Annotated in this window: 17 protein-coding genes; 9 read left to right on the forward strand and 8 right to left on the reverse strand. The window is 52.4% G+C overall.

What is annotated here, in order from left to right:
• Nucleotides 1-25: 25 nt before the first annotated feature.
• The gene (gene iscB, locus KRAC_RS05025) at nucleotides 26-1342 is read right to left on the reverse strand and encodes an RNA-guided endonuclease IscB (protein ID WP_007904983.1); all 1317 of its coding nucleotides are present in this window, start codon (nucleotides 1340-1342) and stop codon (nucleotides 26-28) included.
• A gap of 984 nt (nucleotides 1343-2326) precedes the next feature.
• On the opposite strand from iscB, the gene KRAC_RS78105 reads away from it, so the two are divergent.
• Both KRAC_RS78105 and KRAC_RS05035 read left to right on the forward strand, forming a co-directional pair.
• Nucleotides 2327-2548 (forward strand): helix-turn-helix domain-containing protein, encoded by a 222-nt coding sequence (locus KRAC_RS78105; protein ID WP_007904985.1) that lies wholly within the window; start codon nucleotides 2327-2329, stop codon nucleotides 2546-2548.
• A 79-nt stretch (nucleotides 2549-2627) separates the two neighbouring features.
• On the forward strand, nucleotides 2628-3041 hold the full coding sequence (locus KRAC_RS05035; protein WP_040441915.1) for a tyrosine-type recombinase/integrase: 414 nt from the start codon (nucleotides 2628-2630) through the stop codon (nucleotides 3039-3041).
• Between the two features lie 217 nt (nucleotides 3042-3258).
• Here KRAC_RS05035 and KRAC_RS05040 read toward each other — a convergent pair whose 3' ends face one another.
• A complete protein-coding gene (locus KRAC_RS05040) occupies nucleotides 3259-4473 on the reverse strand; it encodes an IS110 family RNA-guided transposase (RefSeq protein ID WP_007904986.1) in 1215 nt (404 codons plus the stop codon).
• Nucleotides 4474-4787: 314 nt separating this feature from the next.
• Here KRAC_RS05040 and KRAC_RS05045 point away from each other — a divergent pair, with 314 nt between their 5' ends.
• The 5 genes from KRAC_RS05045 (at nucleotide 4788) to nth (ending at nucleotide 8412) form a co-directional block, all read left to right on the forward strand.
• The gene (locus KRAC_RS05045; protein WP_157506311.1) at nucleotides 4788-5498 is read left to right on the forward strand and encodes a site-specific integrase; all 711 of its coding nucleotides are present in this window, start codon (nucleotides 4788-4790) and stop codon (nucleotides 5496-5498) included.
• Nucleotides 5499-5814: 316 nt separating this feature from the next.
• Complete coding sequence (locus KRAC_RS05050) at nucleotides 5815-6000, forward strand: hypothetical protein (RefSeq protein WP_211221243.1); 186 nt, start codon at nucleotides 5815-5817, stop codon at nucleotides 5998-6000.
• 36 nt (nucleotides 6001-6036) lie between these two features.
• Nucleotides 6037-6318 carry a hypothetical protein gene (locus KRAC_RS05055; protein WP_007904988.1) on the forward strand — a complete coding sequence of 94 codons (282 nt, stop codon included), beginning with the start codon at nucleotides 6037-6039 and terminating at the stop codon, nucleotides 6316-6318.
• Between the two features lie 848 nt (nucleotides 6319-7166).
• Nucleotides 7167-7454 (forward strand): hypothetical protein, encoded by a 288-nt coding sequence (locus tag KRAC_RS05065; RefSeq protein WP_007904990.1) that lies wholly within the window; start codon nucleotides 7167-7169, stop codon nucleotides 7452-7454.
• Nucleotides 7455-7713: 259 nt separating this feature from the next.
• Nucleotides 7714-8412: an endonuclease III gene (gene nth / locus KRAC_RS05070; RefSeq protein ID WP_007904991.1), complete on the forward strand. Its 699-nt coding sequence runs from the start codon at nucleotides 7714-7716 to the stop codon at nucleotides 8410-8412.
• A gap of 12 nt (nucleotides 8413-8424) precedes the next feature.
• Here the strand turns inward: nth and KRAC_RS05075 are convergent, their stop codons facing one another.
• Both KRAC_RS05075 and KRAC_RS60820 read right to left on the reverse strand, forming a co-directional pair.
• The gene (locus KRAC_RS05075) at nucleotides 8425-9444 is read right to left on the reverse strand and encodes a diacylglycerol/lipid kinase family protein (RefSeq protein ID WP_244421965.1); all 1020 of its coding nucleotides are present in this window, start codon (nucleotides 9442-9444) and stop codon (nucleotides 8425-8427) included.
• Between the two features lie 81 nt (nucleotides 9445-9525).
• Complete coding sequence (locus tag KRAC_RS60820; protein ID WP_007904993.1) at nucleotides 9526-10494, reverse strand: RIO1 family regulatory kinase/ATPase domain-containing protein; 969 nt, start codon at nucleotides 10492-10494, stop codon at nucleotides 9526-9528.
• A gap of 798 nt (nucleotides 10495-11292) precedes the next feature.
• Between KRAC_RS60820 and KRAC_RS05090 the strand changes: the two genes are divergently transcribed.
• Both KRAC_RS05090 and KRAC_RS05095 read left to right on the forward strand, forming a co-directional pair.
• Nucleotides 11293-12252, forward strand: coding sequence for an LLM class F420-dependent oxidoreductase (locus KRAC_RS05090; protein ID WP_007904996.1), 960 nt, complete (start codon nucleotides 11293-11295; stop codon nucleotides 12250-12252).
• Nucleotides 12253-12353: 101 nt separating this feature from the next.
• Nucleotides 12354-12812, forward strand: a complete 459-nt coding sequence (locus tag KRAC_RS05095) for a GNAT family N-acetyltransferase (protein ID WP_007904997.1) — start codon at nucleotides 12354-12356, stop codon at nucleotides 12810-12812.
• A 53-nt stretch (nucleotides 12813-12865) separates the two neighbouring features.
• Here KRAC_RS05095 and KRAC_RS05100 read toward each other — a convergent pair whose 3' ends face one another.
• The 4 genes from KRAC_RS05100 to KRAC_RS05115 form a co-directional block, all read right to left on the reverse strand.
• On the reverse strand, nucleotides 12866-14197 hold the full coding sequence (locus tag KRAC_RS05100; protein WP_007904998.1) for an IS4 family transposase: 1332 nt from the start codon (nucleotides 14195-14197) through the stop codon (nucleotides 12866-12868).
• Nucleotides 14198-14308: 111 nt separating this feature from the next.
• The gene (locus KRAC_RS05105; protein ID WP_040441920.1) at nucleotides 14309-14854 is read right to left on the reverse strand and encodes a magnesium chelatase subunit ChlI family protein; all 546 of its coding nucleotides are present in this window, start codon (nucleotides 14852-14854) and stop codon (nucleotides 14309-14311) included.
• A gap of 435 nt (nucleotides 14855-15289) precedes the next feature.
• Complete coding sequence (locus KRAC_RS05110) at nucleotides 15290-16378, reverse strand: mandelate racemase/muconate lactonizing enzyme family protein (protein WP_007904999.1); 1089 nt, start codon at nucleotides 16376-16378, stop codon at nucleotides 15290-15292.
• 63 nt (nucleotides 16379-16441) lie between these two features.
• Nucleotides 16442-18739 carry a family 10 glycosylhydrolase gene (locus KRAC_RS05115; RefSeq protein WP_007905000.1) on the reverse strand — a complete coding sequence of 766 codons (2298 nt, stop codon included), beginning with the start codon at nucleotides 18737-18739 and terminating at the stop codon, nucleotides 16442-16444.
• Between the last annotated feature and the right edge of the window lie 14 nt (nucleotides 18740-18753).

The raw sequence follows: 18753 nt of genomic DNA on the forward strand, positions 1-18753 counted from the left end.
GAAGCGGCAAGGAAGCCCCGCCTCTTTAGAGCGGGGAGGAATTGCCGCCTCTCGTGCTGTGGTAGCTATATCCATCATTGCGATGAAGAGGACGACAATAGCGCACAGGGACTCCTTCTATGCGCCCACGTGCGGTTCTCAGATCAAACGATCCCGTTGCTCGTGCTAAGACGCGCCCCACATGTCTCCCCGCTGCCGCAAATCCCTCTGGTACTACCGCTCGCACCAGATCGCCCATCTGATACCCATGATGCACCTTTTTGCGTTGTCGATGGCGCTGAGGAAAACCATGCTTATCTACGCCACACAGTTGTCTCTTGCCATAGCCCGTCGCCGTGATCAGCAAGGAAGAGATCCCTGTGGTGTTCAGGTACTCAGGAGTGCTCTGACCGACACACGCCGCGTCTATCCAGTGCGTTTTTGGAAGCTCACGTGTCGTCCTGTTGTACTTCGTTAACCCGCCAGAACCACATTCGATTGGCAGCCCTAACGCTTGTAGCCCTCTGAACAACTCCCAACGGGTGGCATTGACCGCTGCGGCATCGTTGAGCGGGGCTTTTGCCTGAGCAAGAATGTGCTTGAGCATCGCTGGTTTCTTCTTGAGAAAGTCTTTGATGTCCTGGGTTCCCTTGGCCTGGTTACACTTCTCGCATGCGAGCGTCAAGTTACTGACGCGATGCGTGCCCTTGTTGGCACGAGGCACAATGTGCTCCACTTGCAAAGGGACATTGCCCTTGCCGCAATACGCGCACATTCGGTTCCACTTCTCTAGCAGGTACTCACGGAGTTCATAGCCTGCCAGTGTGCCTTGTTGATACTCCCATCCCTGGATATCGGGGTTCTCCATCGCTTGCATATCAAACTTCACGAGCTCCATGCTCATTGCTGTGATCGGGCAAAGGTTGCGCAGACGCTTCACCCAGGTCAGTACATTGCTGATCCTGCTAGTAAGCGATGGCGGCAACCAGCCCTCGCGTCGCCTCCGATTCTGCCATCTCGCTTTTCTGTAGCGTGTATGGCGTCGGCGTCGTGAATGTCTGACGGCTCTTCGATCATCGAGCGCCTCTTTGATCTTTGCTCCACGATGATGGAGTTCAGCCGCAAAGACGACTTCACCCGACTGGTCGTTGACGAGAGCTATGCCTGTGGTCTTTGAGCCTGGGTCAATCTTGATCCGCAGTTCTTCAACGACTGGAGCATCTATCGCAACGTTGAGGATGATGGTAAAAGGGAAGCGTTTCAGTACTGCCGCCTTCCCTTGCGAGAGCAATACGCGTGCCCTTGCAGGATGGACCGGATTGAGCGGTTGCTTGTTGGCATCGATGACAAAAACGTGGCTCATGTGCTTGCTCCTTTCAGAGCCTCCGATTGCTCGGGTGATGGTGGCCTCGATGAGGTTATCAGGCGGTACATCCAGCAAGCACTGACTATACCCACGGTCTGTTTAACCTGCTGGTTGTAGAGCGGAAGACTGGCCGCGCATCCTCCGGTACGAACGTTGACACTTCCTGATAACGTAGCCCCATCGCTCCTCCGAAGAAGAGCGGTGGCTGGATCTGGTCATGTTTCAGCTTGCCAACCGTTGGGGGTACAAGAAGCGTTCAAACTTCTTGCAAGCCCCAGTTTTCAAACCGGGGTCCATGACTCCTGATCAATATGAAGATGCTGTGACGACTCCCCACGGCGAAAGCCGGGGGCTTCTCAGCAAGCCGAAGCTTCCTGATGGCTCCGTCCGAGCCAAAACGTATTTGCTCTCTTGTGTGCGCATGCGGCTTGTGAGCTCTTAAAGACCTTTCGAGAGGTACAGGAACACTTGTGCGCAAGCATTTTTACCATAGGACGCGAATTTCCCTACGAACCCAGGAAACACTTTTCACTTGTGTATGCACAAAAACACTTGTTCTAGTCTATCGGGGAAGAGTGAGTATGTCAATACGGGTGTATCCCCCACAACCCTCTCCACCAGAAAAGGACTCGCTTGTATCCCCATGCCTGAAGGCAGGGGTCTTACGCTCGGTCTGATAAGAAAATTGCTCGATTCTCTCGACGATGAAGGCAAGCAGGAGTAAGTAAGCAAAAACGTGTGCCCAGAACACTCACAGAGGCTTCTATTTGAAGGCAGGCGGTATCTTTACTAATCTACCTTCAAACAGGAGCCTCTTGCGGCTCTCATAGAGATTTAGCTCCACAAGCCCTCTTTAAAAAGAAAAAACATACCAAAACCAAAGAAGAAAGGAATCTGTTTATGTCTAAAAGCCCTGAAGCTAGCAATATGCTATCAACCATTGGAAGCGCGCCCTTGAAACCCACCAGGAGATTATCAGTCATGTCTAGAACAAACAGGAAAGTAGTAACACAGGAGCAACCATCAGTGTCGTATTTGACGGCACCTCAGGTAGCTGCCAAACTTGGTTTGTCGCGGAGTCAAATATACGCAATGGTAGCAGAACGATCTATCCCTCATTATAAAATTGGCGGATCTATCCGGTTTAACCCAATAGAGATCGATGCCTGGCTCAGTGAATCACAGGTCCCTGTAGCGCAGTAAGCCATTCAAGAGAAACATTCCCGCCTGTGGCCCGAGTGCATGGGCGGGAAATTTTGTGTATGTGAATAGAGGTATGACGATGGGAAGAAAACCGCACTATGGCGAGGGGAGTGTCTTCGAGCGCAAAGACGGCCGTTACGAAGCAGTTGTTCCCAATTTCGGTGGGACAGGGAAGCGCAAGAGCTTCTATGGGAAAACCAAAACAGAGGCTAGAAAGAAGAGAGATGAGGCGCTCGCAAAACTGGCACGTGATGAGTACGTTGATATCTCTAAAATGAAAACGGGTGAGTTCTTGGAGTATTGGATTTCTGTTCATGGGCACACGACCAAACTTACCACTGCTCAATCCTACCGTGGGCATATCCGTGTTCATTTTATTCCACACCTTGGACATATCCCTTTGCAGAAAGTTACTACGCAGGATGTTCAGCGCATGTGTGACGCACTGCTCAAGGAAGACTCTCTATGTCAAGTCAAAAAACGGTCAATTTGAAACAAGGCAAAAATTGAGAACAGGAGGAAAAACGATGCTTTCAACACGGCATGAAGGAGTGTACCACGCCGCTCAGGCGTGTCAAGCCGCTGCGCTTTCCTTGACACACCTGAGCTTGCGTGGTCAAAAAAAGGCATGCCGAGTTGAAAGGCAAAAAACAGGCGCCTGTTTTGCCTGGGAGAAGGAGCGCTTCGCTCATCTGTGGTTGGTTGAGCACTCACGCTGCACGAGGCGCATGCATGTGTCTGGCTTGTTCAAAGATCGCAGACTGGTAGTGTTCTCCTTTAAGCCACAGCGCAAAGAGAATGCGTACCCAGACATTAGCCAGCGCACGGACAGCGACGGTGTGGCTTTTGCCTTCCCGACGTTTGCGCTCATAGTACTCGCTGGCCCATGCTTCGGTCTGGATGCTTTGCCAGGCAAACTGCTGCAGCACGTTGCGCAACGGTTTGATGCAGGCATAGCGCCGATGCGGTTTGGCATAGTTGCCACTTTCATAAGGCACTGGCGAGGTGCCAGCCAAGGCTTGCAAACTGGCAGTATCCTGATAGCGCGAGCGGTCATCCCCAATTTCAGCCAACAGTCGTGGGGCAATCCGCTTGCCTGCACGAGGCAGCGTGCGAAAGAGATGACTGTCAGCATGCATCAAAAAAAGGCGCTCAATCTCCTGATCATAGGCGGCAATCTCTTCCATCACGGGCTGCAATTGACGGATCAGAGCAATCAACAAACGCGATTTGGTCCTGCACGTCACTTCATCGGCAGTCAACGGGGGCTGATGCACCTGGTGCACAATCGAGGCCGCAGTCTTCTTTGGCGTTGGATACCCAGTGCTTTTCAACAGCTCAGCAATCTCTTCACACGAAGCGTTCATCGCCTCCTGCGGGGTCGGATAGGCGAGCAAGAAGTGCAAGGTCGAAGGTTGCTGCACCTTGGTAAACAGAGTAAGCGCAACTGGATAGTACGCTTTGAGACAGGCGGTCAGTTGATTGACCAGGCGGGTTTGCATCTGGATCAAGCCATCTTGATCGCGTGTCAGGGCTTTCAGTTCGGCAATCAGCGGGCTATCGGGTTCCAGTCGCCGCAGATCAGCAATTTCCGACCGCCCGTGTTTCGCCAGCAGATACGCATCGATCTGGTCCGTTTTGGCTCCCGATGCCGAACGTTTACGATCCACCGTCTTGGGATTGACCGGATAGACAGCAAAACCTGCTTCCAACAAGTGGGTAATCAACAACCCCCGAGTGGTCTCGACAATGCAGGCCAGTTCTGCCTTGTGCTCTGGACCACAAATGGCTGTCAGACGGCTGGCCAGCTCGTCGAGGCCTTTCGAGGTGTGCATGACCCGAAACGAGGCGAGTTTTTGCCCTCGTTCATCGAGGACGAGAATGTCGTGATGGGTGTCTGCCCAATCGATTCCTGCAAACCACATAAGCAGGTCCTCCTGCTGAAACAACGGTTCCTGGTGAGGCGAGAGGGTCCTTTTACTGCGGCGCTCACGGCGCGACTCTCCAATGATTCGTTTTCCAGGAACCCAGGAAGGCGAAGAGCGATCTTCCTTAATTGGTCAAGCCACGTGGGAAAGAGAGTCTTTCGCCTTCCAGATTCGAGCATCCATACCAGCAAGTGTACCGCTTGCTGTGCCCTTGTGTCGAGAAGGCTTGGTAGTAGTTTACTGTAAAAGGGAAAAAAGCGTCCTCCGTCAACACCATTTGTACAGTGCTACATGCTGCCTTCAGTTATGCCGTGGAAATCGGCAAGCTCGCCAAAAATCCCTGTGACCACATAAAGTCACCACGAAAAGAGAAACGCAAGCAGACGATCTTAACAGCAGATCAGGCGCGGCAACTGATTGATGCCTGCCAGGATCTGCTCTCTGATGCCAATGATTGGCAACTGGGCGCGGTTCTCCTGCTTCTGCTTACAACAGGGTTACGCATCGGAGAGGCGCTCTCACTGCATTGGCGAGACATTGATATGGAAAAACGGGTTGTCACTGTCGATAGGACACTGAGCTACGATAAAGAGCAGCATGTACAGTATGAAGCAGATCCAAAGTCTGAGAGTAGCAAGCGCGAGATTACACTCCCACAGCTCGCGCTCACAACGCTCTCTGCACATCGTATTAACCAACTGAAACTACGGCTCCTAATTCCTGAATGGGAAGATCACGACCTGGTATTCACGAGTTACTGCGGAAAGCACACCTGGCGTAATTCGATCTCAAAGAAGTTTCGCAAGTTTTGCCAAGACCATAACCTTCCTCATTTACATCCCCATGACCTTCGCCACAATGTCTCGACCGCTTTACTAGCGGCAGGTGTGCCAATGAAAACCATTCAGGGCCTGCTCGGGCACAGTAAAATCAGCACGACAATGGATCTCTACGCCTGGGTAACTCCAGAAATGAAACAAAGTGCCGCCAATGAGATAGACCAGATCTTTGGGCATAGTTAATCAGGGTTTCAGGCCACTCAACATCTCTGCATATCTAGAATGAGACTGCCGATCTGGTTCCAGGGAGTCAAGCTTTTTTTCGTGTCGAGACATTTAGAGTAAGACGCAGCGGTTCACGCCATCTGCCCCTCAGCGCCGAAGCCCTCCTGCGCTGCTCTCAACCACCTTCTGTCTGGCAGCGCCACGACTTTATCCAAGTCTAGTCGTGCCGATTGCAAAAAAGCTTCACTCCCTGGGTTCCTGCTCAAAAGGAAGAGCTTCGTCCCATTCTAGATGTGCAATGGAACCAGTGGCCCGAAGCCCTGAAAAGATGCCTGTGAATGTGTATCAGTTCGCGGCGAATAAACTAGATTTTCCTGTCACGCAAGAGGATGTTGAAGGAGTGCTGCAACGAAAGTTAAGTCAGGAGCTTCGTGCCCTGCCTTTTGAGGAGTTTGTTGACGAGTATGGGGATGAGGTGTTCCAAGATATACGTCGTGTTAACTTGCAAGGGGAGTTGTGAACTGGCCTATAATGGCACCAGAAAGGAAGTGAGGACATGAGACGGTTTATACTCGTCACCGAACTCAAGCTGGTCGATGGTATAGAGTTTGACTCTGGCAGAGTCGCGCTCGATCAGTGCGACTCGATTGGCGTGGGATCGGTTGATTGTGAGAGTCATAGCAGTATCGAGTCTCTGACCAAAGCCTACAGCTCATCACCTATCATCTGGTTTGAGACATTGAATATCACTGATGAACAGCGGCAAAAGGCAGAAGAGATTCGCAACCAATGGGTATCGAATGGGTATAAGTATGAGCCGAGAGAGGTTAAGCTATAAGGTCCGCTGGCAGGATTCGAACCTGCTATCTAGAATTGTCTACCTATTTAGGCCAAAAGAAAGGGGAAGATATGGATGAGATCTGTGTTGAACTTACATTTGATAAAGAACTTCCTTGTGTCGCCTGCGGAACGCTGACAAACTGTGGTGTAGCCTATCGCTCGGTGACGCAGGGCATCATAGGATACGAGTTCAGTGAAACATGGACACTTTACCCTTACTGCGAACAACGTACTGGGTGTAAAGACAAAGTGTGGGAAGTAGCATCGAGAACCCTGCGACAGGAATCGAACCAGTGACCTCTGTACGCGATTGCAGCTTCGCACCCGGACATGGCAGGCAAGCTGGTTGCCGGGATTTCGCCCTCTGTATAACCCAGCTAGATGCTTCTTGTCGGCAAGAACCATTAAGGGAGCCACCCAGGTCAGGGCTTCGGGCCACTGGTTCCATTGCACATCTAGAATGGGACGAAGCTCTTCCTTTTGAGCAGGAACCAGATCGGCAGTCTCATTCTAGATATGCAGAGATGTTGAGTGGCCTGAAACCCTGTTAATCTTCTTTAAAAAAGAAGCAGACAATCACTGTGATCGCCTGCTTCTTTTTAAATTTTCTTGGCAGCGCACATTCTATTGTGCTATGCTGTATGCATGAGTCGTAAGCAAAATATTGGCAAAGAAATGCAATAAATCCGTCACACTGCTGTCAAGAGTGCTGTCAAAAACAAAGGCTTCTTTGCTAATAAGGCTTGTGAAGCGGGTTTATGTGTAGACACCCTGATTTTCTGACATAATCGAAACATAAACTCTTACATTCATCTTGCATATTTTTTGTAAATGAGAGGCACCATAATGCGAGATACCCCCTTGTGCAATGAACAAACAGAGCAGGAATATCATGCTGGCTTCTCGCGTGTCATGTGGTTCGCAGAACAGGCCAAACTTCAGGGTTGGAAACTCAGCGACCGCCAGATTGTGCATGAAATCATGCAACGTGAGCGCGCTGCACAGATCCGTGAAAAAAGTTCTTTACCTATCGTAGGGCGCGAGGTCCACTCTGCCGCCTGGAACCGTGGCCAGGCGGATGCATTGCGGGTGTTGCTTCGCTCACAACGAGAACACTACGGAAAAGGTCTTTAGATTCTTTTTCTTCATTCTTAAAGCACTTGTAAGGACTTGACAATTCATCAACATGTTTGTAATAATCGGCTTCAATGTTGAAGCCGTTTTTTTGTGGGAAACCTCTCTTTATTATCGACAAGATACTTGTGTCTCTACAGCAATCTGGTTAAACTGTTGGCTTGACTTCTCTTGCCTGCACCACACGATACAATAAGATTAAAAGGGTAGCAAGCTATACACTCACGTGGGCTAGCCAGAAAAAGGTACGATGCGTTTTATGGAACAGACCGTTATCCAAACTTATGCAGGGCCAGAGCCTGGCTCGCCAACGCAGGTACACGCGATTATCGCTGAATTGCGCCGGCTCTATCCAGAGGCGATGTGCTCGCTCAATTTTTCTAATCCGCTTGAGCTGATGGTTGCAACGCAGCTCTCCGCTCAATGCACAGATGAACGCGTCAACATTGTTACCGCCAGGCTCTTCAAGAAATATCGTAGCGTTGAGGATTACGCCAGCGCCAGCCAGGAGGAGCTTGAGCAGGATATTCGCTCAACAGGCTTTTATCGCAATAAAGCACGCAATCTTCGTTCAGCCTGCCAACGTATTCTAAGCGAGTACCATGGCGAGGTACCCCGCACTATGGAGGGATTATTGAGCTTAGCGGGGGTGGCACGTAAAACGGCCAATGTGGTACTGGGGAATGCCTTTGGGATCGTGGATGGCTTTGTGGTTGATACACATGTAGGTCGCCTCTCGCGCCGCCTGGGCTGGACACAGCAGACCAATCCGGTAAAAGTAGAGCAAGAGCTTATGCGCATCATTCCTCAGCAGGACTGGCTGGATCTCTCACATCTGCTGATCTTTCATGGGCGCGCTATTTGTGATGCCCGCAAGCCACTTTGCACACAATGTACCCTGGCCGTGCTCTGCCCATCAGCATCGCTTCCCACAAAAAGCAAAGACAGCCAGGCCTAGAGGATATAAAAGCTATATGCGTACACTGAGCGCCCCTGGCAACACCTGGGCTTCAAACATAGAGGCACGCAGGGTCTCGCCATCACACTGCATATTGGCTGACAACGCACTACTCACTCGCACCGATTTGGCTCGATAGAATTTGACTTCTGGCTCACTGCTATGTTCACCTCTTTGAAGCACTGGTAACAGCTTGAGTGCACGCAGCAACGGAGTATATGAGATGGCGCAAATATCAAAATAGCCATCGCGGTAGTCGGCCTGTGGATTCACACGAAAGCCCGCGCCATAGGCTGGACCATTGGAGACCGCTAACAGGACAAATTGGTGCTTCTCAGGAACAATCTCTACCCCATCAATACTAAAGGTCAACCAGGGACAGTGCCGATAACCAAGAAGGAGCTGCTTCAAGGCAGCGGTATAGTAGAGGCGGGCACCGCTCATCAGGGGATATTTCTTGAGCTGCCCCACAGCCACGGCGATATCCGCATCCAGGCCAACGCTGAAGGCGTTGATAAAATAATGGCCATTGACGATGCCCGCATCAACCTCAACCGGGCTTCCATGCAAGGCACGTTCCAGCGCAGCCTCTGGCTCACGAGGCAGTTGAAGTGTATTGCAGGCATAATCGTTTCCTGATCCAGCGGGAACGATCCCGAGAGCAACGCGACTCTTCGAAGATAAAATACCATTGACGACTTCGTTGAGCGTACCGTCCCCTCCAACCACCACAACCGCTTGCCCGGATTGCGCCGCCTGTTTCGCCAGCTCTTGCGCCTCTCCTGGTAGACGAGTTTCGATATACTCCAGCTCATGCCGTTGACGATAGCTCGCGATCAAGGAGCGATGCAGCACCATATTTCCACGGTTAGCGGCGGGGTTGAGAATAATCAGAGGTGGTTGAGAAGTATCTGGTTTCTCCATGTTATCTATTGTCCTTGTGCCGGTCAGGCCAGGCATGCTTCCATATTTTCGCTCGATTGTAGCATATTCTCCATAGCGCCACAATTCATCCAGAAACCTCTCTCTCACACTCTCCATTTTTCCAGGCTAAACCAAGCGGGGGCATAAAGAGTGGTTATTCTCTATGCCCCCGCAAAAAATGCCGCACACCTACTCAGGCAACGGTCCCATATAGCGTAGCCAGATCTCATACGCAAGCTCTCGCGCGTTCGCCTCAATCCCATATGGCGCGAAAAAGGTGCATACGCGCTCAATGTCGCGGTGCAGCAGTTCCAGAACGGCCGGGCTATGACGCGGATCAACGGCCTGGGCAAAATCGATAATGATCACCTTCCCTTCCCAGTAGAGAATGTTGTACTCCGAGAGGTCGCCATGCACCCGATTGCATGAAAACATCAACTCTATGTCGGTAAGAATCTGTGTGAAAAGTGGCCTGGCCTCTTCAGGTTCCAGTGCCACTTCACGCAAGAGCGGAGCCTGGCGCTCACGATCACCCAGGTACTCCATCAGGACGGCATTACCAATGTGCGAGAGAGGCTTTGGTGTATGGACGCCTGCTTCATAGAGCTGCATCTGTGTCTCATACTCATAGCCGATCCATGAAGAGACCTGCAAGGCACGCGCCTTTGTATTCTTACGCGACATGACTCGCTTAGCCCGGGAATTGCTCATCGCCTTTTTATGCTCATCAACCACCACACGACTCTGGCGATAGACGGCATCATTGCGCAGGCTTCTAAACATACGCGGGCGATACACCTTCGCCGCCAGCACATCATATCCACTGGAAGGGTGAGCAACGCAGCAGAAGACAGATGCCTCCTTCCCGCTTTTGGCGATATAGAGCACATCAGAGATCAGGTCCTCTTCATAGAACTGCGAGAGCGAGGATTGAATCCAGGGTCCATCGCGCTGCGAAGAGAGCATCGTCGGGTGAAATTCCTTGGAGGCACTGGCATCTGCGGCCTGCTCCTTCAGCCAGAGCTGGACATCTTTATTGCTTTCATAACTCGTCTTACGCGTGGGCTTGGGCTGGTGCTTGGTGCGATACTTATTTTTCATCTTGACGAATGAAGAGCTATTCTCTTCAAAATCGAACTCATCGTTGTTCTCGTACACACGTGCTCCTTGTGGGTATGCCTATAAGAAGTCCTGCGGCATAATGGATGGCAGGAAGAAAAGGGGTGGGAGTATCCAGCAGCAGGATGCAGGTATGAAAACACCGTGGAGAGGGCATAGTTCGCCCCAAGTGTTTGTCTGCAAGGAATACGAGTATTGGCTTCAGGGAAGGGTGAAATTCGCCCTCTTAAACCACAAATTCAACCTGCTCTATAGCATAACGAGGTGGGAACCATAGAACATCTACGCTGTGGTTTGAGAGCCATAGGAGATACAGCCATGCACATAAACATAACTGCACAAAAGAGGGGGGTGCGGAGGCTGCTTCATGAAGAAGCCATGCACACACGACCAAAAGTGATCCTATGCTTTTTCAGCGCGCAACAGGTATTGGTTAAACGATTGCCACCTTGCTGCTGGAAACTGAGAAGAGAATTACTTGCGCCATATGTACACCTCCGAGAAAATGAAATATAAGATTATTTTACCATAAGACCATTATAGACGCAAGCAAAAATCGCCATTTCATCAGGGCTTCTCGCAAGTCCTCTATCCTCTTCAGTCTCGGCCCGCAAGCTCGCCTCTTGTAGTGTGTATGGGCGTGTGGCATGGGCAAAAGCCCATGCCACACGCCCATACACACTACCCTTGAGAGTCGCAGGCGCGAAAGCAGGTACGGCAAAGCAAAATAAAAAAACCGACCCATTCCATTTGCCGCTGGGCAAGAGAAAAGCATAAGATAGGGGAAGGAGAATATGCAAGCGTTCAGCAAATAGTTAGTTCCAGAGGAGGAGACGTATGGCTCTCAAGGTAGGCGTAATCGTTCCACAGGGGTGGCGCATGGACCTGGTTGGTATCGCGGACCCCGTTGAGGCATATGAAACTATGACGCGCGTCGCCCAGGAGGCCGAGGCGCTAGGCTTTGATTCCATCTGGCTCTTTGATCATTTTCACACCGTCCCGATCCCAACGCAAGAGCCAACCTTTGAATGCTGGACCAGCACAGCGGCCCTGGCACGCGATACGAAGCGCGTCCGCATTGGACAGATGGTCTCCTGCAATAGCTATCGCAATCCCGCCCTCCTGGCGAAGATGGCGAGCACCGTTGATGTCCTGAGCCATGGACGCCTGGACTTTGGCATTGGCGCGGGCTGGTATGAGCACGAGTACAATGCCTATGGCTATCCCTTCCCTGATGGGCCAACGCGCCTACGCCAGCTTCGTGACGCAGTGCGCATCATCAAAAGCATGTGGACAGATGAAGAAGCCGTATTTGAGGGAAAATTCCACCAGGTGCGTGGAGCCATCAACCAGCCTAAGGGCGCTCAAAAGCCCCATATTCCTTTGTTGATCGGCGGCGGAGGCGAAAAGGTCACGCTCAAACTTGTCGCGCAATACGCCGATGCCTGCAACATCGGACACCTGGATAATGAAGGGGTGGCACGCAAGTTCGCGATCATCAAAGATCACTGTGAAGAGGTTGGACGCGACTACAACGAAATTCGCCGTACTGTTCTCTTCAACTGTGCCATTGCTGAAACCGACGAGGAGGCGCTCGCTAAATCTGAGTACTACAAACGTAACATTCCCTCGGGACGTTTACGTGAGCAGGCTCTTGTAGGCACTCCTGATGCCATTCGCAAGCGCCTGGTCGAGATTGAGCAGGCTGGCGCCCAGGAGTTGATCATCTTCCTGCAAGATTCCGCTCAACTCGCTTCGCTTCGCCTCTTCGCCCAGGAATGCCTATCAAAGCAGTGATAGAATATTAAGAAAATGCTAACACATATCCTGATGGCTCCCAGGGAGGCATCGGGATATGTGTTACATATCGTGTAGGCACGCAAAAGGAAAGCGCTCTCATGACTGAAGGTATTTCACAGCAGGAACAGCTTGATACTGTTCTCAGCACACTGAACCTTCCCCCTGCTCTTCAAATTCGCTACTGGAGAGAGGATGATATGCCAGCGATAAATTACCTGTTAGAACTTCAAGGCTGGCCTCTCTATCCAAATCCGGAAAAGGTGTGGCGCCATTCGTGCCCTACACTCGTCGCGGAAAAGGATACGCGAGTAGTTGGCTATGTACGAGGTTTAACTGATGAATCGGTCATTATGCACATAGCGGACCTGATTGTTGACGCCAATTATCGAGGATTGGGAATCGGTCGCCTGCTTATCGAGACATGCCATCTTCTCTACCCCACTACGATCGTCAACTTGATCGCAGAAAAGCCAGCCATCCCTTTCTATGAGGCCATTGGCTTCGAACAGCTACCAGAATGTTTTGTAAAAAAGCCCCTCCAAAGGAACAATATATAAAACTTATTCCTCTGTAATGAGGTGGGCAAATGCTAGCGCCCATACGCACCAACTTAAGGATCGAGGACCCAGCCCGTCGATCTCCGCTGGAGGAGTTGGGTGGAATTGGGATGCTTTTTGCGCTTGTTCATTTGACAGCCTGAACGCATGCGATGTTGGATGCTTTGGAAGGCAGAGTCAAGTGAGCCGTTGCCTGCCAGAGCTTCGAGGAGAGAACAAGCTGCATCGCGAACGACCTGGGCCAGCTTGACCAAGCTGCGCTGTTCATCTTGCCAGGCGAACAGAATGACGAGCCAGTGTTGCAGAAGCAGCCCAATGAGCTTGGCATACAGTTCACAGAGGATTCGCCACGGATTTTCCGTTCGCCAGTCATCAATTCGTCCGTACTGCTTCCATAATTTGTAAAGCAGCTCCATCTGCCACCGCTCTCGTAGGAGCACCAGAGCTTCCTGCAAACTGAGCAGGTGAGCAGGAGCATCGGTGAGCAAGATTGTCCAATCAGCGAGTTCCCAGGCCCTTTGCCCAAGCGGGCGGTTTCGTCGCAACGCCTCTGTTTCCAGATCGGCGCGTCGCCGCTTGGCTACTTCCTCGGGAACCCGGATGATGAGCAAGCGCATCAGATAACGGTGCTCATCGGCAACCCTCACCCAAAGTTCTTTCGTCTGTCCTACCTGGCGCGGAAGCAGGGGGTCCAACTTCAGTGGTTTGCCCTCCACCGTCCAATACAGGGTTCTGGCTTGAGCGCGAGTCAGCGTGTAACTATCAGCCGCTCGCCGGGCTGCAATGCTTCCCCAGTCCAGGTATCCCAGATCCGCGATATATAAACTGCCAGCGGGCAGTAGTTCCTCTTTCAAAGGGCTGGACCGATCACTTGTGCGGCCGGGGGTGAGCTTTGGCCCTTGCAGGCCCCCTCGCTTTAATTCCCAGCGCACATGGAGTTTGACTGCCGCGTGACCTTCTCCAGGCGCTCCACCGCAGCCTTGCCAGCAGGTAACCAACTCATTTGGCAGCGCGACAGTACTGCTGTCTTCGAGCATGATTGCTTCAAATCGGTTCACCAATTCCAGAGGCACTTGCCGATCCGCCTCCACGACAACACCAGTCATCTCCTCCAAAATGGCATGCAGGAAATGGGCACATGCTTGGGTGAAGCGCTTGTGGACCGCCGTATCTGTCACCTCTATCTCCCGAAGCGTCGCCACTGATGCTAGCGTCTCCAGACTGGCCTCAGGATGGCTTAGCCAGCCAAAGACCAGCGTTTGAAGCAGATCGGCTCCGCTGAATTTTCTCTGCCGTTCAATACAACCGGTTTCGCGAGCTAACACATTGGCTCGGTCCTCCAGGATGTGTTTCAAAGACTGCTCGACTTGTGCTACATTTGTCATGATATGGCTCCTTCTGTTCTCGATATCGGGGTTTTCTTTCTGATATCATCGCAGATGGAGCCGATCTTTACCTCATCCTTTCTTAAGTTGGTGCGTATGGGTGGGCAAATGCTAGCGCCCCACCTTGGGGCGATACTGAATGGCCTCAGCGATATGGGTCGCGCTAATGATGTCACTGCCAGCCAGATCGGCGATACTGCGCGCCAGTTTTAAGACGCGGTGATAGGCGCGAGCCGAGAGATGCAACTGCTGCATCGCTGCTTTAATCAAGCGTTCAGCCGCCTCATCATGCTCGCAGAAGGCACGCACCTCGGCTGGTCCCATCTCCGCGTTACAGGTAAAACTAGAGCCTGCAAAGCGCCTCAATTGACGCTCGCGTGCTTCCTGGACACGTGCGCGAATGACAGCAGAGGATTCCACACTGCGCTTCTCAGAGAGCTTCTCGTAGTCGACGCGTGGCACCTCGACATGAATATCGATGCGATCCAATAGGGGACCACTCATGCGCTTCTGATAGCGCGCAATTGCCGTCGGCGAACAGACGCACTCTTTGATAGGATCACTGAAGAATCCGCACGGGCACCCGTGCAGATAACAATCAAGGTTTTTTGTGCTGTTCGTGGTTCCTCCGCGAGACAAGAGATACTCGTCCTTCACCCTTCACTTCAGGTACTCTTCCAAATCAGGTCAATTCCAGAGTGACCTGGAAAGGATCAGTGCAAGGGATCGTTCTTGCACTGATCCTCTCCTCTCTTCGGGCACACCGATAGGCACGTCCTTTGGCACACTCAATGCTTGAGATAGATCAGGATTCAGAGCGGTGAGGTATACGATCAATGCATTTCCCCGAACGTTGAAACAAGCGCGTTCCTTCTTCTCTACAAGAAGAAAAGTTTTGTGCCTCCCTATTTTGTTGTCTAGCAAAGTGGATACTTGACATATTCTGAAACACCTAAAAAAGCCCTGGTATTCGCGTTTCATACGGAGTGGTGCGCCGCGTCAGCGGCGCATGACGTTTCAAAGGAGCGGAAGACCCATAAAATGAGCAAATTCACACTTTTCGTTTCTAGTCTCAACCTACAACATATACCATCAAATCATTACGCGTAGCGCTTCCATAGCCTTTCGATCCCAATCTATCCCGATTCCGGGCTCGGATGGCGCGACTGCGTTCCCATCTACGACCTCTATCTGCGAGTGTGTAACCATGCGCAGTTGTGGGATGTGCTCCACGTAGAGAGCGTTGGGCACGGCAGCAGCCAAGCTGACATGCAGCTCCATCAGGAAGTGAGGCGCGATCTTGACGTTAAAGGACTCGGCAAGGTGCGCTATCTTCAGCCATGGGGTGATTCCTCCTACACGCGCTACGTCGGCCTGGACGATACCGGCTGCTCCGGTTGCCAGATACTCACGGAAGTGACTGGCTGAGTATAAGCTCTCCCCGACTGCAATCGGAATGCTGGTAGATTGCGCCAGGAGACGATGACCGCTGATGTCCTCAGCAGGCAATGGCTCCTCGAACCAGTAGACATCGACCGATTCAAACAGGCGCGCTCGTCGTTTGGCTTCGGCATAGGTCATCGATTGATTGGCGTCTATCATCAAGTGCATGCGCGGTCCCACAGCCTCACGTACCGCCTGCAGGCGTTCCAGGTCCTCAGAGGGATCTGGCTTGCCAACCTTGATCTTCACACCAGGCCAGCCCTGTGCCCTGGACTGCCTGGCCCCCTCGACAAGCTCTTCTGTAGAGAGCTGCAGCCAACCTCCCTCTGTGTCGTAGAGAGGTACCTGGCGCTGAGCACCACCCGCCAGCAACCAGAGCGGCTGCCCTAACGCTTTGCCACGCAGATCCCACAGGGCAGTATCTACGGCGGCAAGCGCAAGACTGGTGATAGGACCTACCGCCGTCCCATGCGTAAACCAGAATAGCTTCTGCCAGATGGCCTCAATCTGCCTGGCATCCTCGCCAATAAGGAGTGGAATAAGATTGTGGCGCAGGAGTTCGAGAATGGCCCGACCCCCCGTGCCGATGGTATAGGCATAACCCGTTCCCGTCAGGCCATCAGCCGTGGTGATATCAACCAGGATCGTCTCCTGCTTGACGAAAGCCTGGATCGCATCATGGCGCGGACGCTCTGGCATAAGATCATAGAGGGACACCTCTACTTGCGTGATTTTCATCCCAATTGTATCCTTTTTCGATCGTGAGTCATTTGCTGTAATCAACTCTTGCGGTCTACAAGCTCATCGTATGACGACCATAGCATGGATCTCGACTTCAGGCACCTGCACTGTTACCACATGCTCATCGTATGTCCATTCAAGAGGCTTCCCTTCTGGCTCTAAGGTCACTGACAAAGGAGCACTCTCCCTCCGAACTCGCACCTGGACCCCTCGCACAGGAACAACCTGCTCATTGTGTATCAGCGTCCCCAGACGTTTTTGTGCGAAGAAGTTCACGAGATGCACAACGGAGGTATCATCTTTGCGCTGAAGCGATACCTCCATGTGCAAAGGCTTCTCAACACTGAGCTTCCGCTCTTTCGTGGGTAACACAAGCTCCAGCAATGCCAGCACCATACTGCGAGTCTGGGCATGTCCATCACGGTAATAGGAAGCGAAAGGATCTACCGCAATGAAGGCCGCAATTCCTTTGCCATAGTGGTTGATAGTGATGGCAGGACCAACGACCTTTTGACCCGGAGGGCAGGCCCCAAATGTGGTATAGTGCTGCCAGTGTGCCTCATCCTGAATACCGTCGCGCCAGACGTCATCTCGCGGTGCGATCAGGTCCGCAAGGCTCTGCGCACTCTGCGGCTGAACCCGGAACGCTGTCCCCCATAATTGCATTGGCATGTCTGGGAGCTCTTGCAGATGACGCAGCTCAGGGGTAAGCCGGGTATAGTAAATTGGCGAGGGAAGCTTGCTCTGTATCTCCAGACCCAATATCTTCGCCAGTCGTTCCGTTCCCTGCCAGCGATACTGTTCATCCCACCATCCACTTCGACCCGTCACCAGCAAGCGACCACCATCACGCACGTACTGATCCAATGCCTCGATTGTCGCTTCTTCGAGCAAGCACTGCTCTGGTATGATCACGGCAGATTGCTTGCTCAGTTCACGACGGAGGGTGGGCTCATCGTAAATCAAGCAGTGTAATCCCCCCTCAACGAGCAGCAAGTGAGCGCCAGCGACTCGATCCGTTCTCCTCTCTGTGTCCGCGCTTCCTACGGGCCCCAGCGGTCGTTCTGCGTCACGGCCATTGCCCAGCGGACCAAAGAGCTGAGAGGGACCACTGGCAAGAAGAGCCACTTCTGGTACCGGCTCATTCCCTAGCACGAACGGCTCACGCTTCTGAACAAAGTCGTAGCCTTCGCGGAGAGCATCGTAGACAGCTGGCTCCAGTGTGCCATCTGGATAGGGCTGGTCGGAAAAGTTGCAGGTGCCTCCGACCGCAAGGATCGTCGCAAACTCGAGCTTAAAGTCTGTCAGCGAGCGGAGTTGCCACTCTCCCCAGCGGTGAAAGCGCTCATTCATGAAATCAAAGGGTCTCCCAATCGTTGCCTGATAGCGTCCCTCTCTGCTCAGGACAATTTCATGGTGGCCTCCCATTGGCACGGGATCACAGGAGAAGAAATCGATCGCTAGCTCGTCAGGGCTAAGCCAGCGCACGAAGCGACCATTCTCTGTCAATACAAGCGGGCTCGACCAGCGGCCACTCGCGTTGTCGGTGAAGAGCAGCGAAGGACGAATAGACTTGAGCGCCTCAGCCACGGAATTGAGATAATGCTGAACCTGTCCGCGCCTCCAGATTCGCCACGCAACCCATTGCTCGTTATCGCCGCTCTCATCCTGCGTGGTCCACTCTGTCAGCCTGACATCATTCTCGCTAGAATCACCAGAACTCCAGCTGGTCGTTGGGACCACCGGCCAGGGTCGTTTTGGAGTGTGGGGACTACTCACTGGGAGTTCCAGGCCAGTAGCCTCGCGGAACTGCTGCTGACAAAAAGTGCAGTGGCAAAGAGTGCTGGTAAGCCAGGCACCACCGTCTAGCCAGATGCCATCCAGTTCATAGCGACTCACTGCCTCACGCAGCAACGGGAGCACATACTCCTCAAGATAGGGCGATGAAGGGCAGGGAGACGAACTTTCGTATTGAAGCCACGCTCCCGAAGGTTTGGTCCCGTCGGGGAGAGTCACAAGCCAGTCTGGGTGCTGATCTTTGAGAGAGACATTCGTAAAGACACAGAAATAACCGACTGCTTTTAAGCCCTCAGCATGTAACGTCTCTGACATCGCTTTCGCATAATCGCGTGAAAGGTGAGGGTGCGGTTTCCCCTGCTCCGTAGGGAAAAAGCAATACCCATGATGGTCATGAAGAAAGAAGCTCACCGACTGTATGCCCGCCTCACGGAACATACGCACCTGCTGGCTAGTATATTCTGGTGTCATTCCCTCAGCGATCCCGGTCATCCACTCCGGCTCATGGTAATCAAGGTGCAACTTGCGCCCAAGCGAGGCATACCATTGATCATTCGGCATATATCACCCTCCGA

The sequence above is a fragment of the Ktedonobacter racemifer DSM 44963 genome, assembly GCF_000178855.1.
GTDB lineage: Bacteria > Chloroflexota > Ktedonobacteria > Ktedonobacterales > Ktedonobacteraceae > Ktedonobacter > Ktedonobacter racemifer.